Origin of the sequence: Teichococcus rhizosphaerae (genome assembly GCF_002631185.1) — a bacterium.
Classification (GTDB): domain Bacteria; phylum Pseudomonadota; class Alphaproteobacteria; order Acetobacterales; family Acetobacteraceae; genus Pseudoroseomonas; species Pseudoroseomonas rhizosphaerae.
The window spans coordinates 1-21114 of sequence record NZ_PDNU01000033.1 but is presented as its reverse complement, the minus strand read 5'-3'; the positions used below and the strand labels follow the sequence as shown (position 1 = coordinate 21114).

The following is a 21114-nucleotide window of genomic DNA, read 5'->3' as shown; positions in this document are numbered from 1 at the left end:
GCCATCGTCGAGCCTCCCGAGGGGAAACCCGCAACGTCCACCGCTTGGTGTGTGGGAGGCTAGATAGAAGGCTCAGAGCCCTCTGTCAACCGCAACCTTCAGCCAATCGCTTTCCGTTCGCCGTTCAGCAGCGCCAACCGGCGGCGTGGGGCGGCTTATAAGGGGGGCCAGCGAGGCCGTCAAACCCCTTTTTTGCCTTTCCGCGCCCGAGATGAAGGCCCGCCGCCCTCCTGGAAGGAAGGCGGGCCCGTCTCGCTCAGCTATCCGCCTGGATGTTGTTGTCGCGGATCACCTTGCCCCATTTCGTGATCTCGGCCTGGAGGAAGCGCCCGCACACATCCGGCGTGCTGGCGGTCACGTCCGCGCCCTGCTCCTCGATCTTCTGGCGCACCGCCGGATCGGCCAGGGCCTTCACCAGCGCGTCGTACATCTTGTCCACGATGGGTTGCGGCGTGCCGGCGCGGCCGAGCAGCGCCCACCAGGTGGGCGCCTCGAAATCGCCAACCCCCTGCTGGGCAAAGCTCTTGACCCCCTCCACATGCCGGCTTTCCGTCCGGGTGGTCACGCCCACGGGCCGCAGCGTGCCGGCGCGGATGTGCTGCTTGATCACCACCACGTTCGACATGAAGAGCGGCACATGCCCGGCCACCGCGTCCTGCGTGGCCGGCCCGCCGCCGCGGTAGGGCACATGGACCAGCTTGTAGCCGCCCTCCTGCTGCAACAGGGTGGTCGCCACATGCGCCAGCCCGCCCACGCCGCTGGTGGCGAAGTTCAGCGTCTCCGGCGCCTTCTTGGCCGCCTCCACGATGTCCTTGTAGGTGCGGTAGGGCGTGGTCTGGTGCGCCACCAGGGCAAGCGGCCCGGTGCCCACCAGGCTCACCGGGGTGAAGGCCTCCATTGTCCTGAAGGGGAGGCGCATCACGCTCTCATTGGTGGCCTGGGTGTCATAGACCAGCACCCAGGTGTAGCCATCCGGCTCCGCCCGCGCCGCCTCCCCCGCGCCGATCGCGCCCGAGGCGCCGCCGCGGTTCTCGATCACCACCGGCTTGCCCAGGATCTCCTGCAGCCTCGGCTGGAAGATGCGGGCCACCGTGTCGGTGCTGCCGCCCGGCGGCCAGGGCACGATCAGGCGGATCGGCCGGTCGGGCCAGGAAGTCTGGGCCCGCAGCGCGGCCGGCATCGCCAGCCCCCCGCCGGCCAGGCCACCGGCCGTCGCGGCCATCATCAGGCCACGGCGTTGAATCAGCATTGTTGAATGTCCTCTCTCCGCATGGCCCTCCCGCCCGCTCTCACGGGGGCGGTGAAGACAAGGCCAGGGAAAGGCGGGCCTCCTGCATCCGGGCCATCCCGGCCGCGTGGCGCGGCGGAAGCCCCCTCCCCTTGTCCCTTACGGCAATGAGAGCATTCCGGATGCCATTCCATCAAGCATGGTTTGGCAGCCCCCCGGGCTCGTGGCGGAAGCTGTCGATGATGTGTCGCGCCAGGGCGCGGGCGCCGGGCGTCTCGGCCCGCTGCGCCAGGGCGATCTCGAACTCCGGCAGCGGCGGCAGCCCTTCCTCCGGCCCCAGCACGCGCAGGCCCGGCGGCAGCGGCCCCGCCAGCCCCACCGTGATGGCGAGCCCCGCCAGCACCACCGCATGCGTGCCCATCTGCGCGCTCGAGAGGTATGTCACGCGCCAGGGCATGCCCGCCGCATCCAGCGCCGCCGTCGCCGCCCGGCGCCAGACGCAGGACGGCGGCGCCAGGGAAAGCCGCAGCGGCGTTTGCCGGTGCACCGCATGCGCGGCCGAGCCCACCCAGTGCAGCGGGCCGCGCCAGAGCGGCACCCCCGCCACCTCGCCCCGCTCATTGCCGGCGGAATAGATCGTCAGGTCCAGCTCGCCCCGCTCCATCCGCTCCAGCAGCTCGGTAGAGGGGGCGCAGATCACCTCCAGCTCGGCCGCGGGGTGGCTCTCCCCGAAGCGGGCCAGGATGTCGGGCAGCCAGAGCAGCACATAGTCGTCCGGCGTGCCGAGCCGCACGGCGCCCGCGATGTCGGGGGCGCGGAAATTGGCCAGCATCTCGTCATGCATGGTCAGCCAGGGCCGGGCACGCTCGAGCAGCCAGGCGCCATGCGGGGTCAGCGAGAAGCCGCGCGGGCCCCGCACGAGGAGTGGCTGGCCCAGCAAGTCCTCGAGCCGGCGCATCTGCATGGAAACGGCGGATTGCGTCCGCCCGACCCTTTGGGCGGCGCGGGTGACGCTCGCCCCCCTCGGCGATCAGCACGAAGGAGCGCAGCAGGTCGGGGTCCAGCCCAGGCGGGAGGGCGAGCATGGCGCCATATCAGCGCCATTGATGCTCGCCGTCAAAACAATTCGTTTTCCTTATTCCGGCCCCGGACGCACCTTGCCATGGCGACAAACCTCTTCGGTGCATGAAAGGCCCCGGTCCATGTCCGCCCAGCTCGGCTCCGCCTTCCGCTCCTCTCCCGCCCTGCGCTCCGTGCCCCGCGCCGCGCCACGGCATGGATGGCCGGAGATGCTGCGCCTGATCCTGCGCACCCTCCGCACCCGCCAGGATCTGGCGGGGATGGAGCCGCGCATGCTGCGCGACATCGGTCTCACCCCGGGCGAGGCCACCCGCGAGGCGCAGCGCGCGCCCTGGGACATCGGCCCGCATCGCGGCTGAGGGCGGCCAAGGGCGCCCGGCAAGACCTGGAAGCAACGGCTTGGAAGGGAAGGCCCCTTGGAAGGGAAGGCCCGGGGCGATGCCGCCCAGGCCTTGGCCGCGGCCGGGCGGGAGCCGGGCCGCGCGGTCGCCGGCGGAAAGCCGGCGGCGGGGGCCCTCAGGCCGCCCGGCGCAGATCCGGCTCGGCGCGCAGCAGGGCGGCGGCCCAGCGCGCCCCTTCGGCCAGCAGCGCATCGACCTCGCGCGGCGTCAGCGTCTCCACATGCTCGCGCGCGGTGACGAGCAGGGGGTTCCAGTTCCGCAGGGCGGGCGGCAGCGCCATGGCGCGGCCCGTCACGTCCATGGCGCGCCGGGCGGTGCGCAGCACGCGGGCCGCGGCCTCGAGGCGCATGCGCTCGGCCAGCGTCCCCTCGGCCAGTTCGGCCAGCGTGTCCATCGTGACCCGTCGGCGCACAGCCAGGGGCATTTCCATCTTCTCAACAGCCATGGTGGGAATCTCCGGATGCTAGTCCCGCTTCTTTGGGGTGGCGGGGCGTGAGCCCGCGGAGATGGTCCTGTCGGCCTTCCGGGGCAAGGCGAATCAAGGGCTTTGCCCCACGCCTGCCGCATGGGGCCATGCGTGGCGCGCGGCCATGCCCAAGCCAGTGGCAGCCGGTGGCTGCATCTGGGCGTTTCCCGGGCAGGGCCTCATGCGGAATGCGTGACACGCCTGCGGGTTTCGCACTTCACGAAACGATGCGGCGCGGGCATTGAGCCTGCCATGCTGAACCAACGCATCTCCCTCCCCAAGGACCGAATCCGCATCCTGTTGCTGGAAGGCGTGTCCGACAGCGCCGTCGCGCTGTTCGGCGCGGCCGGCTACACAAACATCCAGCGCGAGTCGAAGGCCCTGGAGGGGGAGGCGCTGAAGGCGGCGCTGCAGGGGGTGCACCTGCTGGGCATCCGCTCCCGCACCCAGCTCACCCGCGAGGTGCTGGAAGCGGCGGACCGGCTGATCGCGGTGGGCTGCTTCTGCATCGGCACCAACCAGGTGGATCTCGCCACCGCCAAGCGGCTCGGCATCCCCGTCTTCAACGCCCCCTTCAGCAACACCCGCTCCGTGGCCGAGCTGGTGATGGGCGAGATCGTCATGCTGCTGCGCCGCATCCCCGACCGCTCCCGCGCGGCGCATGACGGGGGCTGGGACAAGTCCGCCACCCATTCCCGCGAGGTGCGCGGCAAGACGCTCGGCATCGTGGGCTACGGCAATATCGGCTCGCAGCTTTCGGTGCTGGCCGAGGCCTTCGGCATGCGCGTCATCTACCACGACACCATCCCCAAGCTGGGCCATGGCAACGCCGTCGCCGCCGCCTCGCTGCGCGACCTGCTCGCCGCCGCCGACGTGGTCAGCCTGCACGTGCCGGAAACCGCGGAAACCACGGGCCTCATCGGCGCGGCCGAGCTGGCGGCGATGCGCCCGGGCGCCATCCTCATCAACAATGCCCGCGGGCGGGTGGTGGACCTCGACGCCCTGGCCGCGGCGCTGCGCGAGGGCCGGCTGCTCGGCGCCGCGGCCGATGTCTTCCCCGACGAGCCCAAGCGCAACGGCGAGCGCTTCGTCTCGCCGCTGCAGGGCCTGCCCAACGTCATCCTCACCCCGCATATCGGCGGCAGCACGGAGGAGGCGCAGGAGCGCATCGGCGAGGAAACGGCGCGCAAGCTCGCCGACTATTCCGACACCGGCGCCACGCTCGGCGCGGTGAACTTCCCCGAGGTGACGCTGCCGGCCCGCCCCTCGGGCACGCGCTACATGCACGTGCACCGCAACGTGCCCGGCATGCTGGCCCGGCTGAACGAGATGTTCAGCCGCTTCAGCCTGAACATCAGCGCCCAGTACCTGCAGACCGATCCCGAGATCGGCTATGTGGTGGTGGATGCCGAGCAGGTGGCCGACCCCGAGGGGGTGCTGGCGGCGCTGCGGCAGATCCCCGGCACGCTGCGCGCCCGCCTGCTCTACGAGCGGAGCTGAAAACGGCCGGAAAAGGGCCGCTCCCTCCCAGCCACCGCCTGCCCTTTCCTCCCGCCCTCCGCGCCATCCGGTTCCTCCACGCAACCGGATGGCAGGCTGCGCCGTTCCATTCCTGAGCCGCCACACGGCACGGCTGGAGCCATCTCGCTCCTCCGCAGGAATAAAGAAAGGCAGGACAGCCATGGACAAGGACCGCATCGAGGGTGCCGCCAAGCAGGCCAAGGGCGCCGTGAAGGAAACCGCCGGCAAGGTCACCGGCAGCGTCTCCACCGAGGCCGAGGGCAAGGCGGAAAAGACCGCCGGCAAGGCGCAGAGCGCGGTTGGCAACGCCAAGGACGCCGCACGCGACACCTTCCGCTCCTGAACGGGGCGGGCGGCCTTCCCGGAAGGCCGCTCCCTGAAGGCGGGCCGGGCGCCGCTGGCCGCGGCCTCCGGCCTTTCGCCTCTTCCGGCCGCCAGGGGCCCGCGGGCCCCGGCGGCCGCCGGGGGCTGAAGCGGCACGAGCCACGGACATCCCGACCATGAACACCAGACCCGTTGCCGGCACCAGCACCGGCCCCCGCACCGGCCCCGACGCGACAATGGCGGTGCAGGGCGCGCCCAGCCTGCGCGGCCGCCTCTCATGGGGCGCCGTGCTGGCCGGCGTCGTGATCGCGCTGGCGGTGAGCGCCATGCTGAACACCCTTGGCGTGGCCATCGGCGCCAACCTGGTCGACGCGGCCGAGCGCGCCACGCCGGATGCCGCGAGCATGGGCATCGGCGGCGGCATCTGGCTGCTCGCCTCCCACCTGATCGGTCTCGGCCTCGGCGCCTATGCGGCGGCCCGCCTTTCGGGCACCGCCGACGGCACGGATGGCAGCCTGCACGGCCTTTCCGTCTGGGCCACGGGCACGCTGTTCTCGGCCTACCTGCTGGGCAGCGTTGTCAGCAGCGCCGCCGGCACCGCCGCCACGGGCGTCTCCAACATGCTGGGCGGCCTGGCGCAGGGCGCGGGCAACGTCACCGCCATGGTGGGCGGCGAGGCGGCGGCGCGCACCGACACGGGCACCCTGCAATCCGTCAGCCAGGGCGTGATCGACCGCGCGCGGGAGGCGCTGGCCGCCACCAACGCCGCGCCCGACGCCATGAACAGCGACCAGCGCAAGGCGGAGATCGGCCGGCTGGTCGGCCGCCGGGTCACCGATGGCCAGCTCCCGCAGCCCGAGCAGGAGCGGCTGGCCGCGCTGGTGGCCGCCGAGGCCGGCATCAGCCCGGACGAGGCCCGCGCCCGTATCCAGCAGACCGAGCAGGAAGCCCAGCAGGCCCTGCAACGCGCCGAGGAGGAGGCCCGCCAGGCCGCCGACACCGCGGCCACCGCCGCCGCCACCGCCGCCTACTGGACCTTTGCCGCGCTGCTGCTGGGTGCCATCGTTGCCGTGCTGGGCGCCCGCGCCGGCACGCGCGCGGTGCTGGCCCGCACGACGTCCTATCACTGAACCGGCCGCCGAGAAGGAGAACACGCAGGATGAACAGCGACCGCATCGAGGGCACCGCCGAGAACCTGACCGGAAAGGCGCAGGAAGGCTTCGGCAAGCTGACCGGGGATGAGGGCCACCGGGCCGAGGGCCTCGCCCGCCAGGCCGCCGGACGCGTGCAGGAGGTCTATGGCGAGGCGCGCGACTATGCCCATCATGCGGGCGAGCGCGTCGTCCGGCAGGTGGAGCAGCAGCCGGTGACGGCGCTGCTGGTGGCCGGCGCCATCGGCTTCGTGCTGGGGCTGATGACGGCCCGCCGCTGAGGCGGGGAAACGGGCGCGGCGGGGGAGAGCACTTCCCCGCGCCTCCCCTTGCCGCAGCGCCGGCAAAAGGGCGCGCCCCTTCCCCGGGGCGGCGCCCTTTTCCGTGCGGAACCCTTTTTTCCTGCGGCGCCGGCGTTTCCCGCCCGCCTCAGTCCGCCTCCTCGTTCTGCAGGGCGGCACGGGCGGCGCCCAGCCGGGCCAGGGCGTCCGGCCCCAGGCGCGGGTAGTGCGGCCTGATCGCCTCCAGCGCCTCCACCACCGCCTCCACCACCAGCAGGCGCGTCAGCCACTTCCGGTCGGCCGGCACGACGTACCAGGGCGCGTGCGGCGCCGCCGTGGCGCGGATGGCCGCCTCATAGGCGTGCTGGTAGGCATCCCAGTGGCGGCGCTCGGACACGTCGGAGGCATCCAGCTTCCAGTTCTTCTCCGGCCGCTCGATGCGCGACAGGAAGCGCCTGCGCTGCTCCTCCCGGCCGAGATGCAGAAAGAACTTCAGCACGATGAAGCCCTGGCGGGACAGGTAGCGCTCGAAGGCGGCGATGTCCTCCAGCCGCTCCTGCCAGATGGCCGGCGTCACCACCTCCTCCGGCAGGCCCTGCCGCGCCAGCACGGCCGGATGCACGCGGGCGATCAGCACCTCCTCGTACCATGAGCGGTTGTGGATGCCGATCTGGCCGCGCGCCGGCAGCCGCGCCACGTGGCGGCGCAGGAAGTCCTGCGACAGCTCCTCCGGCCCCGGCGCCTTGAAGGAGTGGACCGTGCAGCCCTGCGGGTTCACGCCGGAGAAGACGTGCTTGATGGCGCCGTCCTTGCCCGCCGCGTCCATCGCCTGGAAGATGACGAAAAGAGCGTGCCGGTCCTGCGCGGCCAGCCGGTCCTGCAGGTCGGCGAGGCGCTTGGTGCCCTCGCCCAGCAGGCGCTCGGCCTCCGCGCGCGGCAGGTCCTCCACCTCGCCGCGGGTGGAGCGGTCGGCGAGGCGGAAGCCCTTCCCGCTCTCGACGCGGCACGCCGCCGCATGGGCGCGGGCGATCTCGCGGGGCATGGCGGTCTCCTCAGGGGCGGGCGGGCAGCACCACGATGGTCACGCTGCGCGCCTCGCGGTTGGCGGTGCGCTGGCTGAAGCCGGGGTTGCGCGCCTCGGCGCGGATGCGGTCGCGCTCGATGCCGTGGCCGACCGAGAGCATCTCGGCCACCTCGCGCGCGCGGCGGGCGGCGAGCTGGGTGCTGGTGGCCTGCCCGCCTTCCCGGCTGGCATGGCCGAGCACGCAGATGTTGCGCTCCGGCGCCTCCCGGGCCAGGGCGGCGGCGGCGGCGACGGGCGTGCGCGCCGCCTCGCGCGGGCGGGCGCTGCGCGGGGCGAAGGGCACCTCGAACACGTCGTCCTCCAGCTTCTCGGCGCCGACGCAGTTGAAGGCCGCGCGCGGCTGCGCCAGGGGCGCGGAAAGCGGCAGCGCCAGCGCGGCCAGCGCGGCCACGGCCAGCAGGACGGGCATGAAAGGGAGCGGGAGGACGGGCGGAGGCATCATGTGGGCGCCAGCAACCCCGCCTCGGCCAGGCGCCGCAGCAGCGCGGCCGCGTCCACCGCCGGGTGCGCGGCGCGCAGCTCGGCCTCCGTGCCATCGGGGCGGGCGAGCAGCCAGTTGGCCGCCTCCGCCTCGGGCTGCGCCAGGGGCAGCGCGCCGGCCGGCGCCTTCAGCACCCATTCCGCGCCGCGCCGCACCGCCTTGGCGCCGGGCGCCACCACGCGGAAGGCGGTGCCCTCCTCGCCCGCCGCCGCCTCGGTCGCGGCGGGGGCGGCGATGCCACGCGCCGCCAGCAGGTCGTTGCCGCCCCGGGCATAGCGGTAGTCGGCCACGAATTTCGCCAGCACTTCCATCACCTTGGGGTCCCGCGTCAGCTCCGAGAGGCGCTGCCCGAGCTGCGCCGCCCGGCTGGTCAACGCGAAGCGCGCGGCGGGGGTTCCATCCTGGCGGGGGAGCGGCTGGCGGAAGGCGGGCTCGTAGAGCACGCGCTCCACCAGCATGTTCATCAGGTCCATCCCCAGGGGCGCGTGCACGCCATAGGCGATGTGGACCGAGGCCGGCGCCTCGGCCAGGGCGTCGTGGTACCAGCCGCGCGGCAGGTAGAGCAGGTCGCCCGGCTTCAGCAGCACCTTGCCGCGCAGCTTGCCCTTGGCCTGCTCGTGATGCGCCTGGCCCAGGCTGCGGAAGGCCGGGTGCGGGATCGGCCATTCGGCGCGGCCTTCCCAGACGTTCCAGGTCTTCTCGCCCTCCACCTGCACGGCCCAGACGTCGTGCGTGTCGAAATGCGCGGGAAAGGCCTTGTGGCTCTGCCAGGAGATGTAGACGTTGGCCTGCGCCTTGCCGAGCCCCGCCTCCTCCAGCGCCGAGGACACGGCGGCGAGGCCCGGGGTCAGGCTGTCGGCGTCGTTCATCACCAGCGAGGCGCCGCGCCCCACCCATTGCGCCACCATCGGCGCGCTGGGCTGCAGCACGGGGGTGTTGTCGCGGCTGGTGGCGCGGGTGCAGTACTGCTCCGGCGGGACGGGCGTGCCGTCCATCACCAGCTTCAGCGACTGGCTGGACCAGATGTGCGTCTGGTCCAGCAGGCGGTTGATCTGCCGCCAGGACAGCACGGAGGCGAACTTCGCGGCGCCGCCCTGCACGTGCAGCGGCTGCTTGTCGTAATACTCCGCGAAGAACTGCTCCGGCGTCATGGGGGCGAGGAGGTCGGCGAGCGTGCGGATCATGCCGCCACGATAGACCTGGAGCGGCGCGTCGGTCACGGGGGAGAGTTCCGCCGCCCCGCGCAACGAGCGCCGAAAATTTATGCAAATTGCCGCCTCGCGCGGCACCGCACGGCTTGAACCGGACCGGCCGCCGGTCCAATCCTCCGCAGGGTTCGAATGCAGGAGGAACCAGCATGCCGGAAGGCCAGAGCCGCGAAAGCGGCGCACGCGCGGAGTTGCTGCGCGCCGCCGAGGAGGCGCTGCGGCAGCAGGCGCCCGCCCTGCCCCCGGCCGCCTGCGCGCTGCTGCACCGCCTGGCCGAGGCGCTGCCCACCGCCGAGCTGGCCGCCGAGCCGCCCGAGCGCATCGCCGCCGCCACCGCCAGCCTCTTCGCCTTCGCCGCCGAGCGCGCGCCCGGCACCGCCAAGGTGCGCCTGCTGCCCCCTGGTCCCGGGCGGGGCGCCGTGGCGGTGGCCGAGATCGTCACCGAGGACATGCCCTTCCTGGTGGACAGCGTGCTGGCCGCCCTGGCCCTGTCGGGCCGCACGCCGCGCCGGCTGCTGCACCCCGTGCTGCGTGTGCGGCGCGACGCCGCCGGCCGGCTGGAGGGCTTCGCCGCGCCCGGCGGCGAGGGCGCGGCCGAGAGCATGATGCATGTCGAGATCGCCCCCGCCACGGCGCGGCTGCTCGGCGGCGCCGAGGCGCCGGACGAGGGGTGGGAGGCCACCGAGGCGGCGCTGCGCCGCGCCCTGTTCGAGACCCGGCGGGCGGTGGCCGACTTCCCCGCCGTGCTGGAGCGGCTGAAGGCGGCGGAAGCCGAGATCGCCCGCGACGGCTGCGCCGAGGCCGCCGCCGGCCAAGCCTTCCTGCGCTGGATGGCGGAGGACAACTTCGTCTTCCTCGGCCACCGCCTGATCTGCTTCGACGACCGCCAGGGCGACCGGGCGGAGGAGCATCTCGGCCTGCTGCGCGACGAGGCGCAGCCGGTGTTCGACGCGCTGCGCGACATGGCCGGCATCCCGCCCGCCGTGCGCGCCTCGCTGCGCGACGGCGCGCCGCTGGCCATCGCCAAGGCCAACATGCGCGCCCGCGTCCACCGCCCGCAGCACGCCGACGTGGTGGCGACGCGGGTGTTCGGCGCGGATGGCGCGGTGGTGGGGGTGCGGCTGTTCCTCGGCCTGTTCGCCGCCTCCGCCTACAACCGCAACCCGCGCAGCATCCCCTGGCTCTCGGCCAAGGTGGAGCGCATCCTGGACCGCGCCGGCGTCAATCCCGAGAGCCATGACGGCCGGGCGATGCGCAACATCCTCGACACCTGGCCGCGCGACGAGCTTTTCCAGGCCGACGAGGAATCCATCCTGGAAGGCGCGCGGCGGGCGCTCGACCTGTTCATCCGCCCGCGCCCGGCCCTCTACCTGCGGCGCGACCCGTTCGAGCGCTTCGTCTCCGCCATCGCCTGGCTGCCGCGCGACACCTTCGACACCCGCCTGCGGGAGAAGGTGGGCGGCATGCTGGCGCGTGCCTTCGGCGGCCGCCTGTCCGCCTTCCACATCGCGCTCGGCGACACGCCGCTGGCGCGGGTGCACTACATCGTCGGCACCGTGCCCGGGCATGTGGCGGCGGTGGAGGACGCGGCGCTGGAAGCCGCCGTGGCGCAGGCCGCGCGCTCCTTCACCGACCGGCTGGGCGAGGCGCTGACCGCCGAGCTGGGCGAGGCGCGCGCCGCCGAGGCCCTGTCCCGCTGGGCCGACGCCTTTCCGGACGCCTATTCCGAGACCGTCTCCGCCACCACGGCGGTGGCCGACCTGCACCTGGCCGAGGCGGCGCTCGCCGCCGGCCGCCCCGCCGCGCGCATCGAGCGCCTGCCCGGCGCCGGGCCGCGCGCCCTGTCGCTGCGGCTGGTGCATCCCGGCGGGCCGCTGCCGCTGGCCGACGCCCTGCCGCTGTTCGAGAGCCTCGACCTGCGCGCCATCGAGGAGCAGCCGCACCACCTGCGCGCCGGCGGCCCCGAGGCGGGCCGGCCCGTGCGGGCGGTGCTGCACGTCTTTGCCCTGGAGGCGGGCACCGACCTCGACGAGTCCCGCTTCCCCGCGCTGCTGGAGGCGCTGGAGGCGCTGCAGGCCGGCCGCGCCGAGGTGGACGGCTTCAACCGCCTCGTCGCCCGCGCCGGCCTCACCTGGCGCGAGGCCTGGCTGCTGCGCGCGCTGTTCCGCTGGCTGAAGCAGGTGGGCTTCGCCTTCGCGCAAGGCTCGGTGGAAGCGGCGCTGGCCGCGCAGCCGCGCGCCGCGCGCCTGCTGGTGGACCTGTTCAACGCCCGCTTCGACCCCGCCCGCGCGGGCGCCGGCACGGCCGCCGCCGAGGGCGCGCTGGAAGCCGAATGGGCAGCGCTGATGGAGGCGGTGGAGGACCCCGATACCGACCGCATCCTGGCGCGGATGCGCACCGCGCTGGATGCCGTGCTGCGCACCAACTACTTCCAGGACAAGTCCTATCTCTCCCTGAAGATCGACAGCGCGGCGGGAGGCGAGATGCCGCAGCCCCGCCCCTGGCGCGAGATCTTCGTGCACGCGCCGCACATGGAGGGCTGCCACCTGCGCGCCGGCCCGGTGGCGCGCGGCGGCATCCGCTGGAGCGACCGGCGCGAGGATTTCCGCACCGAGATCCTGGGGCTGATGAAGGCGCAGCGGCTGAAGAACGTCGTCATCGTGCCGACCGGCGCCAAGGGCGGCTTCGTGCTGAAGGGCCATGTGCCGCCGGCCAGCGACCGCGAGGCCTTCATGGCCACCGGCATCGCCGCCTACCGCACGCTGATCCGCGGCATGCTGGACGTCACCGACAACCTCCAGGGCGAGACGGTGGTGCCGCCGGAGAAGGTCGTGCGGCGCGACGGGGACGACCCCTACATCGTCGCCGCCGCCGACAAGGGCACCGCCACCTTCAGCGACATCGCCAACGGCCTGGCCCGCGAATACGGCTTCTGGCTGGACGACGCCTTCGCCTCCGGCGGCAGCCAGGGCTACGACCACAAGGCGATGGGCATCACCGCCAAGGGCGCCTGGGTGATGATCGCCCGCCACTTCGCCGAGCTGGGCCACGATATCCAGGCCCAGCCCTTCACCATGGTGGGGGTGGGCGACATGTCGGGCGACGTGTTCGGCAACGGGCTGCTGGTGTCGCGCCAGACGCGGCTGCTGGCCGCCTTCGACCACCGCCACATCTTCATCGACCCCGACCCCGACCCGGCGCGCGCCTATGGGGAGCGCGCCCGCCTCTTCGCGCTGCCCCGCTCCTCCTGGGCGGATTACGACAGCGGGCTGATCAGCGAGGGCGGCGGTGTCTATCCGCGCAACGCCCGGCACATCCCGCTCTCGGAGCAGGCGCGCGCGTTGCTCGGCATCGCGGAGGAGAAGCCCGACCCCGCCACGGTGATGAAGGCGATCCTGCGGGCGAAGGTGGACCTGCTCTATTTCGGCGGCATCGGCACCTACATCAAAGCCTCCACCGAGTCCCAGGCCGAGGCGGGGGACCGCGCCAACGACGCCATCCGCATCGACGGCCGCGAGGTGGGCGCGCGCATCATCGGCGAGGGCGCCAATCTCGGCGTCACCCAGGCCGGCCGCATCGAGGCGGCACGGCAGGGCGCCGGCGGCCAGGGGGTGCGGCTGAACACCGACGCGCTGGACAACTCGGCCGGCGTCTCCACCTCCGACCACGAGGTGAACATCAAGATCCTGCTGGCCGACGCCATGGCCAGCGGCGCGCTGACCGAGCGCCAGCGCGACGAGCTGCTGCGCGCCATGACGGACGAGGTGGCGGCGCTGGTGCTGCGCGACAACGCGCAGCAATCGCTGGCCGTCTCGCTGGAGGCCGAGGCGGGGGTGGAGGCGCTGCCCGCCCATGCGGCGCTGATGGCGCGGCTGGAGGCCACCGGCCTGCTGGACCGTGCCGTGGCCGGGCTGCCCGATGCCGGGGCGATGGCCGACCGCATCGCCGCCCAGGCACCGCTGACGCGGCCGGAGCTGTCCGCCCTGCTGCCCTTCGCCAAGCTGTGGCTGGCCGAGGCGATCGAGCGCAGCACGCTGCCGGACGACGCGGCCCTGGCCCCGCTGCTGGCCGCCTACTTCCCCACCGCCCTGCAGCGGGACTACGCGCCCTTCATCGCCCGCCACCGGCTGCGGCGGGAGCTGCTGGCCACCATCCTGGCCAATGAGGTGGCCAACCGCCTGGGCCCGGCCGGGCTGATGCGGCTGGCCGCCGGCAGCGAGCCCGCCGCCGCCGCACGCGCCACCATCCTGGCCGACCGCCTGCTGGGCCTGGCCGACGCGATGGACGCGGCCGATGCCGCCGCGGCACCCGCCGAGGCGCGCCATGCCGCGATGCTGGCGCTGCGCCAGCTCCTGGCCGCCACCTCCCGAGAGCTGCTCTCCATGCCGGAAACGGCGCTGCCGCTGGAGGAGGCGCTGGCCAGGCTGCGGCCCGGCATCGGCGCGCTGCGGGAGGCGGAGACCGCCCGTGCCCAGCCCGGCGCCCTGGCCGAGGCGGGGCTGCCGGAGGATCTGGCGCGGCTGGTGGCGGCGGCGCCGGCGCTGGAGGCGGCGCCGGCCATCGTGCGGCTGGCGGCGCGGGCGGAGGTTCCGCCCGCCGAGGCCGCGCGGGCCTGGGCGGAGGTGGGCGAGAGCTTCCACCTGGCCGGGCTGCGGCAGGCGACCATGCAGGCCCCCGCCACCGGCCCCTTCGCCACCCGCGCCAAGGCCGCGCTGCTGGACGACCTGGCGGAACTGCAGACCCGCCTTGCCGGCCGCGCGCTGAAGGGCGCGCCCCCGCAGGCGGAGACGGCCATGCGAATCGCCCAGGAAGCCGCCGCCCGCCCCGACCTGGCGGGCGTGACGGTCGCCGTGCGGGAGCTTTCCCGCATCGCCTGAACTGGCAGAAAAAAGATGGGGGGCCGGGGGGAATTCATTCCCCCCGACTTTCCGCCCTGGCAGTCTGCCGCCCCATGAATACCCGCCTCCCGCGCCAGGCCTGGGCCTGGGCGCTGTATGACTGGGCCAACAGCGCCTTCCCCACCGTCGTCTCCACCTTCGTCATCGCCGCCTACTTCGCCCAGGGCATCGCCCCCGACCCGGCGACGGGGCAGGCGCAATGGGGCTGGATGCAGACGGCGGCCGGCGTCGCCATCGCCCTCCTCTCTCCCCTGCTCGGCGCCGTGGCCGATGCCGGGGGGCGGCGGCGGATGATGCTGCTGCTCTGCACCGTGGTCACCGCCATCGCCACCGCCCTGGTCTGGTTCGCCGCACCCGATCCGCGGCACGCGCTGTGGGCGCTGGTCTGCGTCGGCATCGCCACGGTGGGGTTCGAGCTGGGCACGGTGTTCTACAACTCCATGCTGCCGCAGGTGGCGCCGCCCGAGCGGGTGGGACGGCTCTCGGGCCTGGCCTGGGGGCTGGGCTATGCGGGCGGGCTCGCCTGCCTGGTTGTGGCCCTGCTGCTGCTGGTGCAGCCCGACCCCTCCCCCTTCGGCCTGGACCGGGGCGCCGCCGAGCATGTGCGCGCCACCGCCCTGCTGGTGGCGGCGTGGATGCTGGCCTTCGGCTGGCCCGTGCTGGTGCTGCTGCCCGACCCGCCGCCGCCGCGCCCCCCCTGGAACACCGCCATCCGCCAGGGCCTGGGCGAGATCGGCGCGCTGCTGCGCGGCCTGCCGCGCAACCCGGTGCTGGGGCGCTTCCTGCTGGCGTGCCTGTTCTACACGGACGGGCTGAACACCCTCTTCGCCTTCGGCGCCATCTACGCCGCCGGCGCCTTCGGCATGGAATTCGACGAGATCCTGATGTTCGGCATCGCGCTGAACGTCACGGCCGGCCTCGGCGCCGCCGGCTTCGGCCTGCTGGAGGACCGGCTGGGCGCGCGGCGCACCATCCTGGCCTCGCTGGCGGCGCTGCTGGCGCTCGGCCTCGGCGTGGTGCTGGCCGAGGACAAGGGCGTGTTCTGGGGCCTGGCGCTGGCGCTCGGGCTGTTCATCGGGCCGGCGCAATCGGCCTCGCGCAGCTACATGGCGCGGCTGGCCCCGCCCGACGAGGTGGCGGCGCATTTCGGGCTGTTCGCGCTGTCGGGGCGGATCACCGGCTTCATGGGGCCGGCGGTGCTGGCCTTCGTCACCAGCGTCACCGCCAGCCAGCGCGCCGGCATGGCCACGGTGCTGGCCTTCCTGGCGCTCGGCGGTGCCATCCTGCTGACGGTGCGGGAGCCCAAGCCGGGGAAGACCCGGCCGTGAGCCGCGTCTGGCTGCTGACCCACCCCGAGGTGGCGATCGACCCCGCCGTGCCGGTGACGGAATGGGGCCTCTCCCCGCGCGGAAGGGCACGGGCCGAGGCGGTGGCGCGGCAGGGATGGGTGCGCAACCTCCGCCACATCGCCAGCAGCGCCGAGCGCAAGGCGCGGGACACGGCGGAAGGCCTGTCCGCCGCCACCGGACTGCCGGTGCGGGTGCTGCACGAACTCGGCGAGAACGACCGCAGCGCCACCGGCTACCTGCCGCCCCCCGCCTTCGAGGCCATGGCGGACGCCTTCTTCGCCCGGCCGGAGGAAAGCGTGCGCGGCTGGGAGCGCGCGGCGGACGCCCAGGCGCGCATGGTGGCGGCGGTGGAGCGGGTGCTGGCGGAAAGCGAGGGGGCGACGGCCATCGTGGCGCATGGCGCAGTGGGGGCGCTGCTGCTCTGCCACCTGCAGGGCTGGCCGATCGGGCGCGGCGCGGACCAGCCGGGGCGTGGTGGGGGAAATCTCTATGTGTTCGAGAAGGACAGCAGGAAAGTCACTCAGGGCTGGACGGCGTTCGAGCACAACGAACAAGAATGAAGGCCAGGGGAATGAATTCCCCTGGACCCCTTCTTTTTCCTGTCAGTTCGCCGGGCTGCCTTCCACGGTCTCGCTGCCGGCGCGCCAGCGATGGGTGGAGGCGCCGAAGGCCACCATCTTCCCCGCCGCGTCGAACACCTCGGTGCGGGCGAAGAAGATGTTGCGGCCGCGCGAGACCACCTTGCCCTCGGCGACGATCTCCCCGCCCGAGACCTGGCCGGTGAAGCGGCAATCCAGGTCGATCGTCACCGCCTTGCGGATGTTGCCGGGCACGCTGCACCAGAGGCCGGCAAAGGCCGCCGCCTGGTCCAGCAGCGACAGGATGACGCCGCCATGGACGATGCCGCTGCGGTTGTGGTGGTGCGTGCCGGCATCGCAGGCGACGCGGGCGAAGCCGTCCCGCCACTCGATCAGGCGGATGCCGATCAGCTCGTGGTAGGGCGGCGCGGGCGAGGCGAGGTCTTGCTTGGACATGCGCGCTGGCGTGCCTGCTGCGGCGCAGCACGTCAAGGCGCCAGCTTCGCCGCCAGGGCGGGGGAAAGGCCGGTGGTGGGCGCGCGCCCCGGGCCGGGCGGCACCGGCAGCGCGGTGGCCGCATGGCGCAGCAGGCATTCCAGGCTGTCCAGCACCGGCACGGGCAGGCGCGGCGCGAGGCGCTGTTCCAGATGGGACGCCAGCCCCGCCAGCCCGGCGCCGCCCAGCACCACGCAGCCGGCGCCGGCGGCGATGGCGGCCTCCGCCGCCTCCGCCAGCAGGGAAAGGGCGCGCTCCGGCTCGCGGGCGATCATGTCGCCGGTCGGCGCCACGGCGCGCACCAGCACGCGCCCGCGCGGCCAGCCGCGGGAGATGGCGAACTCCTCCAGCATCGGCACCCAGGCGGCGCCGCCGGTGAGCAGCGCCACGCGCGGATGCGCGGCGAGCGCGATGGCGAGCGAGGCATCCGCCATGCCGGCGACGGGGATGCCGGCCAGCTCCCGCGCCGCGTCCAGCCCCGGATCGCCGAAGCAGGCGATGGCGATGGCGTCCACGCCGCCGGCATGCTCGGCCACCGCCTCCAGCACCGCATGCCCGGCGATGGCCGCCGCCACGCGGCTGGCGATGTAGCGCGCCCCGAAGCGCGCCGTGGCCGGCACGAGCGCGACATGCCCGAGCCCCAGTCTCGGCAGGGCCTCCTTGCCGAGACCGAGCATCCGCTCCGTCATCGCGCCGTCGGTGTTTCCGTTGAGCAGGAGGATGCGCATGCGGCGGCCCCTATCTGGAGAACCGGTAGGGTGCGGCGCTTTCCTCGTGCGGGTCGAGGTTGAGCCGGTGCTCCAGCGGGGGAAAGGCGCGGGAGCGGCATTCGGCCCTGTCGCACAGCCGGCAGGACAGCCCGATGCCGGTGCGGGCGCGCTGGAGGTCGAGCCCGTCCGCATACACCACCTCCTCCGCCCGCCCGATGTCGCAGCCCATGGCGACCACATGGAGGGGCGCCGGCTCGCCCCAGCGGCTCGGCCCGGTGACGGTGCGGGCGAAGCAGAGGAAGGCGGCGCCGTCCGGCAGCTCGGCCACCTGCACGCGCATGGCGCCCGGCGTCGCGAAGGCGGTGTGCACCACCCAGCGCGGGCAGGAGCCGCCGAAGCGCGCGAAGGGAAAGCCCGCGGCCGAGAAGCGCTTGTCCACGTTGCCGGCGGGATCGACGCGCAGGAAGAAGAAGGGCACGCCGCGCGCCCCTTCCCGCTGCAGCGTGGAAAGCCGGTGCGCCACCTGCTCGAAGCTGACGCCGAAGCGCGCGGCGAGCAGGTCGAGGTCGTGGCGCAGCGCGCGGGCGGCGGCGAGAAAGGCGGCATAGGGCATCAGCAGCGCGCCGGCGGCGTAGTTCAGCAGCCCGATGCGGATCAGCGCCGCCGCCTCCTGCGTGCTGGGCGCGGCGGGGGCGAGGATCTCCTCCACCGCCTCGCGCGCTTCCAGCAGCATGAGCTGGAAGGCCATCTGGAAGCCGCGGCTCTCGCGGGGGAGGGATTCGGACAGCTCCAGCAGCCGGGCTGCGGGGTCGTAGCGGCGCAGGCTGCCCTCCAGGGGGCCGACGCGCACGCGCAAGTCGTGCCGGTGGCGCAGCCGCTCGGCGAGGGCGTGGTTCAGCTCGGCCGGCGCCGCGCCAAGCTCGGCGCCGATGCCCTCCGCCACCGCCTCCAGCGCCGGAAAGACGTTGGCGCGCTCGTGGAAGAAGTCCCGCGCCTCCTCGGTGGGCAGCAGGATGCGGCGGCCGGAGGGCAGCGCGATGCCGCTGGCATCCTCCCGCGCCACGCGCAGCGCGCGGTAGAGGGCCAGCATGGCGCGCGCCGCGTTGGGGGCGCTGCCGGCCAGGGTGCGCAGCTCCTCCTCCGGCAACGCCTCCAGGCCCAGCAGCGGGTCGGCCAGCACCTCGCGCAGATGGCCTTCCAGCTGCCGCTCCTGCGTGCCGGACAGGGCGGCGAGATCGACCTGCAGGACCTGGCTCAGCTTGATCAGCAGGGCGGCCGTGATGGCGCGCTGGTCGTGCTCGATCAGGTTCAGGTAGCTGGCGGAGATGCCGAGGCGGGCGGCCAGGGCCTGCTGCGCCAGCCCCTGCTCCTGGCGCAGGCGCCGGACGGTGCGGCCGATCAGCGGGCGGGACATCTTTACAGTCTTTACAAATTTACGGCGGTTCCTGTGAAGGCTGCCACCCTGTTGCGTCTGCACAGGCAAGATGCCGGGTGAACTTCGCATCCGCAATGTGAATTATTGACGCACGGGCATCATGCCTCACGGCCAGCAGGAGATCCTGGAATGCGTCACCTCCCCACCCCCCTCCGCTCCCCCGATGGCGGCAGCCTCGGCGGCTCCTCCGGCGACCGCTTCGCCGGCATCCGCCGCGACTACACGCCAGCCGAGGTGGAGGCGCTGGCAGGCTCCTTCCGGGTGAAGCACACCCTGGCCGAGATGGGCGCGAAGCGCCTGTGGCAGCTGCTGCACAGCGAGCACCACGTCAACACGCTCGGCGCGCTCACCGGCAACCAGGCGCTGCAGCAGGTGAAGGCGGGGCTGAAGGCGATCTACCTTTCGGGCTGGCAGGTGGCGGCGGACGCCAACTCGGCCGGCGAGATGTATCCCGACCAGTCCCTCTACCCGGTGGACTCGGTGCCGAAGGTGATCAAGCGCATCAACGCCGCGCTGCGCCGCGCCGACCAGATCGCGCATATGGAACGCGCCCAGGGCAAGGCGCAGGACGACACGCAGTGGATGGCGCCGATCATCGCCGATGCCGAGGCCGGCTTCGGCGGCGCGCTGAACGCCTATGAGCTGACCCGCGCCATGATCGAGGCCGGCGCCGCCGGCGTGCATTTCGAGGACCAGCTCGCCAGCGAGAAGAAGTGCGGCCACCTGGGTGGCAAGGTGCTGGTGCCGATCAGCCAGCACATCCGCACGCTGAACGCGGCGCGCCTGGCCGCCGACGTGGAGGGCGTGCCCACCGTGCTGCTCTGCCGCACCGACGCCGAGAGCGCGCAGCTGCTGACCGCCGACATCGACGAGCGCGACCGCCCCTTCATCAGCGGCGAGCGCACGGCGGAGGGCTTCTTCCGCATCAGGCCCGGTGTCGGCAAGCAATACGCCATCGCGCGCGGCCTGGCCTACGCGCCCTATGCCGACCTGCTGTGGTGGGAAACCTCCGACCCCGACCTCGACGACGCCCGCGCCTTCGCGGAGGCCATCCACAAGGAGTTCCCGGGCAAGCTGCTGGCCTACAACTGCTCGCCCTCCTTCAACTGGAAGCGCAAGATGGGCGAGGAAGCGGCCGCCCGCTTCCAGCACGAGCTGGGCGAGATGGGCTACAAGTTCCAGTTCATCACGCTGGCCGGCTTCCACAGCCTGAACCACAGCATGTTCACCCTGGCGCGCGGCTACAAGGAGCGCGGCATGGCGGCCTATTCGGAGCTGCAGCAGGCCGAGTTCGCCTCCGAGGCGGAGGGCTACACCGCCACGCGCCACCAGCGCGAGGTGGGCGTCAGCTACTTCGACGCCGTCGCCACCGCCGCCTCGGGCGGCACCGCCAGCACCACCGCCATGGCGCACAGCACCGAGACGGCGCAGTTCCATGACGAGCAGCCCGGCGCGGGCCGCGCCATGCCGGCGATGGCGAAGTAGCCCGCGCGGCAATCACACGCACACGCACAGGAAGGAGACACGGCCATGACGCATGACGAGGATTTCGACGACGGCTTGGTGCACAGCCACAACTGGGCGACCGAGCCGGCCATCCCGCCCGCCCTGCACCGCCGGAAGGGGCCGCCCGAGGCCGCCTCCATCCCCACGCCGAGCACGGCCTTCCGCGACGACACGATGGGCCACTGAGGCGGGGAGGCGCCGGGAGGGAGGAGCGCATCCTCCCGGCGTCCTGCCCCCCTCCTCCCGGGCGCTACCCGCCCGCCAGGCCGGTGACGATGCCCACCGTGCCGGCGATGATCACCGCGTTGAAGAAGAACGCGATGATGCTGTGCAGCGTGGCGATGCGGCGGATCGCCGCCGAATGGGTGTCCACATCCGTCACGCCGTTGGTCGTGCCGATGCCCACGGAAAGGTAAAGGAATTCCGAGAAGGGCGGATGCCCGGCGGCGCCATGGAAGCGGATGCCGCCGCCGCTCAGGTAGAATTCCCGCGCGTAGTCCTGCGCGAAGAGCGCGTGGATGTAGAACCAGGACAGCGCCACCGTCACCACGCCAAAGGCCGGCACGCCGCCGGGCCGCATGGCCAGGTCCATCCCCACCCCGCCCACCGAGGCGGCGGCGGCCAGCAGCGAGAGCGTCAGCACCATGCCGCGTCTCTCGTCGGTCGCCGCGGCATGGCGGCGCATCGCCTCCGGCCCGGCGGACCAGAGGCGGTGGAACAGCAGCGCCAGATGCGCCAGCACCAGCACGCACCAGCCGGCCAGGGCGGCGTGCAGCCCTTGCAGCCCGAGGGCGAAGGCCGCGCCGCCGCCCAGCAGCCCCATCAGCAACGAGGCGGTGCTGATGCGGAACCGGCGCAGCGGCCCCCTCATGCCGCCAGGGCGCGGGCGCACCACCGCCGGACCGACATTGCCGCCCG

At 73.3% G+C, this 21114-nt stretch carries 20 protein-coding genes; 10 read left to right on the top strand and 10 right to left on the bottom strand.

Features of this window, described 5'->3' with window-relative positions; genetic code table 11:
• Positions 1-256: 256 nt before the first annotated feature.
• Entirely contained in the window at positions 257-1249 is a 993-nt protein-coding gene (locus CR162_RS15820; protein ID WP_245870419.1) for a tripartite tricarboxylate transporter substrate-binding protein, read from the bottom strand.
• 172 nt (positions 1250-1421) lie between these two features.
• Positions 1422-2192, bottom strand: a complete 771-nt coding sequence (locus CR162_RS15815) for a LysR substrate-binding domain-containing protein (protein ID WP_281254999.1) — start codon at positions 2190-2192, stop codon at positions 1422-1424.
• Between the two features lie 238 nt (positions 2193-2430).
• Between CR162_RS15815 and CR162_RS15810 the strand changes: the two genes are divergently transcribed.
• A complete protein-coding gene (locus tag CR162_RS15810) occupies positions 2431-2667 on the top strand; it encodes a DUF1127 domain-containing protein (protein ID WP_176559877.1) in 237 nt (78 codons plus the stop codon).
• 157 nt (positions 2668-2824) lie between these two features.
• On the opposite strand, the gene CR162_RS15805 is transcribed toward CR162_RS15810, so the two are convergent.
• Positions 2825-3121: a hypothetical protein gene (locus tag CR162_RS15805; protein ID WP_141563176.1), complete on the bottom strand. Its 297-nt coding sequence runs from the start codon at positions 3119-3121 to the stop codon at positions 2825-2827.
• 306 nt (positions 3122-3427) lie between these two features.
• Here CR162_RS15805 and serA point away from each other — a divergent pair, with 306 nt between their 5' ends.
• From serA to CR162_RS15785, 4 genes are all read left to right on the top strand, one after another.
• The gene (gene serA / locus CR162_RS15800; RefSeq protein WP_176559876.1) at positions 3428-4675 is read left to right on the top strand and encodes a phosphoglycerate dehydrogenase; all 1248 of its coding nucleotides are present in this window, start codon (positions 3428-3430) and stop codon (positions 4673-4675) included.
• A gap of 181 nt (positions 4676-4856) precedes the next feature.
• Complete coding sequence (locus CR162_RS15795; RefSeq protein ID WP_099096499.1) at positions 4857-5039, top strand: CsbD family protein; 183 nt, start codon at positions 4857-4859, stop codon at positions 5037-5039.
• 157 nt (positions 5040-5196) lie between these two features.
• Positions 5197-6150, top strand: a complete 954-nt coding sequence (locus CR162_RS15790) for a hypothetical protein (RefSeq protein WP_245870417.1) — start codon at positions 5197-5199, stop codon at positions 6148-6150.
• A gap of 29 nt (positions 6151-6179) precedes the next feature.
• Entirely contained in the window at positions 6180-6452 is a 273-nt protein-coding gene (locus CR162_RS15785; protein WP_099096498.1) for a CsbD family protein, read from the top strand.
• A gap of 148 nt (positions 6453-6600) precedes the next feature.
• Here the strand turns inward: CR162_RS15785 and CR162_RS15780 are convergent, their stop codons facing one another.
• Genes CR162_RS15780 through CR162_RS15770 form a run of 3 tightly spaced genes read right to left on the bottom strand, consistent with a single transcriptional unit; the run spans position 6601 to position 9237 of the window.
• Positions 6601-7494 (bottom strand): PPK2 family polyphosphate kinase, encoded by an 894-nt coding sequence (locus tag CR162_RS15780; RefSeq protein WP_099096497.1) that lies wholly within the window; start codon positions 7492-7494, stop codon positions 6601-6603.
• A 10-nt stretch (positions 7495-7504) separates the two neighbouring features.
• Positions 7505-7945: an OmpA family protein gene (locus tag CR162_RS15775; protein WP_176559875.1), complete on the bottom strand. Its 441-nt coding sequence runs from the start codon at positions 7943-7945 to the stop codon at positions 7505-7507.
• Positions 7946-7974: 29 nt separating this feature from the next.
• The gene (locus tag CR162_RS15770; RefSeq protein ID WP_245870415.1) at positions 7975-9237 is read right to left on the bottom strand and encodes a cupin domain-containing protein; all 1263 of its coding nucleotides are present in this window, start codon (positions 9235-9237) and stop codon (positions 7975-7977) included.
• 137 nt (positions 9238-9374) lie between these two features.
• Between CR162_RS15770 and CR162_RS15765 the strand changes: the two genes are divergently transcribed.
• The 3 genes from CR162_RS15765 to CR162_RS15755 all read left to right on the top strand — a co-directional run bounded on the left by CR162_RS15765 (position 9375) and on the right by CR162_RS15755 (position 16032).
• Complete coding sequence (locus tag CR162_RS15765) at positions 9375-14102, top strand: NAD-glutamate dehydrogenase (protein ID WP_099096495.1); 4728 nt, start codon at positions 9375-9377, stop codon at positions 14100-14102.
• 74 nt (positions 14103-14176) lie between these two features.
• A complete protein-coding gene (locus tag CR162_RS15760; RefSeq protein WP_099096494.1) occupies positions 14177-15451 on the top strand; it encodes an MFS transporter in 1275 nt (424 codons plus the stop codon).
• Positions 15448-16032 carry a histidine phosphatase family protein gene (locus CR162_RS15755; protein ID WP_099096493.1) on the top strand — a complete coding sequence of 195 codons (585 nt, stop codon included), beginning with the start codon at positions 15448-15450 and terminating at the stop codon, positions 16030-16032. The genes CR162_RS15760 and CR162_RS15755 overlap by 4 nt, the downstream gene beginning before the upstream one ends.
• 42 nt (positions 16033-16074) lie before the next feature.
• On the opposite strand, the gene CR162_RS15750 is transcribed toward CR162_RS15755, so the two are convergent.
• From CR162_RS15750 to CR162_RS15740, 3 genes are read right to left on the bottom strand one after another with little or no spacing between them, the layout of a single operon-like run.
• Positions 16075-16506: a PaaI family thioesterase gene (locus CR162_RS15750; RefSeq protein ID WP_099096492.1), complete on the bottom strand. Its 432-nt coding sequence runs from the start codon at positions 16504-16506 to the stop codon at positions 16075-16077.
• A 32-nt stretch (positions 16507-16538) separates the two neighbouring features.
• Positions 16539-17273, bottom strand: coding sequence for an aspartate/glutamate racemase family protein (locus tag CR162_RS15745; protein WP_099096491.1), 735 nt, complete (start codon positions 17271-17273; stop codon positions 16539-16541).
• Between the two features lie 10 nt (positions 17274-17283).
• Complete coding sequence (locus tag CR162_RS15740) at positions 17284-18669, bottom strand: helix-turn-helix domain-containing protein (RefSeq protein ID WP_099096490.1); 1386 nt, start codon at positions 18667-18669, stop codon at positions 17284-17286.
• Between the two features lie 150 nt (positions 18670-18819).
• On the opposite strand from CR162_RS15740, the gene aceA reads away from it, so the two are divergent.
• Positions 18820-20175: an isocitrate lyase gene (gene aceA, locus CR162_RS15735; RefSeq protein WP_099096489.1), complete on the top strand. Its 1356-nt coding sequence runs from the start codon at positions 18820-18822 to the stop codon at positions 20173-20175.
• Between the two features lie 45 nt (positions 20176-20220).
• A complete protein-coding gene (locus CR162_RS22435; RefSeq protein ID WP_176559874.1) occupies positions 20221-20382 on the top strand; it encodes a hypothetical protein in 162 nt (53 codons plus the stop codon).
• A gap of 64 nt (positions 20383-20446) precedes the next feature.
• On the opposite strand, the gene CR162_RS15730 is transcribed toward CR162_RS22435, so the two are convergent.
• The coding region (locus CR162_RS15730) for a DUF1345 domain-containing protein (protein ID WP_099096488.1) at positions 20447-21114 on the bottom strand (668 nt) is incomplete at its 5' end.

Coding starts and splice junctions, on each gene's coding strand:
- aceA (WP_099096489.1), top strand. CDS start 18,820: ATGCGTCACCTCCCCACCCCCCTCCGCTCCCCCGATGGCGGCAGCCTC.
- CR162_RS15785 (WP_099096498.1), top strand. CDS start 6,180: ATGAACAGCGACCGCATCGAGGGCACCGCCGAGAACCTGACCGGAAAG.
- CR162_RS15815 (WP_281254999.1), bottom strand. CDS start 2,192: ATGCAGATGCGCCGGCTCGAGGACTTGCTGGGCCAGCCACTCCTCGTG.
- serA (WP_176559876.1), top strand. CDS start 3,428: ATGCTGAACCAACGCATCTCCCTCCCCAAGGACCGAATCCGCATCCTG.
- CR162_RS15760 (WP_099096494.1), top strand. CDS start 14,177: ATGAATACCCGCCTCCCGCGCCAGGCCTGGGCCTGGGCGCTGTATGAC.
- CR162_RS15795 (WP_099096499.1), top strand. CDS start 4,857: ATGGACAAGGACCGCATCGAGGGTGCCGCCAAGCAGGCCAAGGGCGCC.
- CR162_RS15780 (WP_099096497.1), bottom strand. CDS start 7,494: ATGCCCCGCGAGATCGCCCGCGCCCATGCGGCGGCGTGCCGCGTCGAG.
- CR162_RS15740 (WP_099096490.1), bottom strand. CDS start 18,669: ATGTCCCGCCCGCTGATCGGCCGCACCGTCCGGCGCCTGCGCCAGGAG.
- CR162_RS22435 (WP_176559874.1), top strand. CDS start 20,221: ATGACGCATGACGAGGATTTCGACGACGGCTTGGTGCACAGCCACAAC.
- CR162_RS15745 (WP_099096491.1), bottom strand. CDS start 17,273: ATGCGCATCCTCCTGCTCAACGGAAACACCGACGGCGCGATGACGGAG.
- CR162_RS15790 (WP_245870417.1), top strand. CDS start 5,197: ATGAACACCAGACCCGTTGCCGGCACCAGCACCGGCCCCCGCACCGGC.
- CR162_RS15775 (WP_176559875.1), bottom strand. CDS start 7,945: ATGCCCGTCCTGCTGGCCGTGGCCGCGCTGGCCGCGCTGGCGCTGCCG.
- CR162_RS15820 (WP_245870419.1), bottom strand. CDS start 1,249: ATGCTGATTCAACGCCGTGGCCTGATGATGGCCGCGACGGCCGGTGGC.
- CR162_RS15810 (WP_176559877.1), top strand. CDS start 2,431: ATGTCCGCCCAGCTCGGCTCCGCCTTCCGCTCCTCTCCCGCCCTGCGC.
- CR162_RS15750 (WP_099096492.1), bottom strand. CDS start 16,506: ATGTCCAAGCAAGACCTCGCCTCGCCCGCGCCGCCCTACCACGAGCTG.
- CR162_RS15765 (WP_099096495.1), top strand. CDS start 9,375: ATGCCGGAAGGCCAGAGCCGCGAAAGCGGCGCACGCGCGGAGTTGCTG.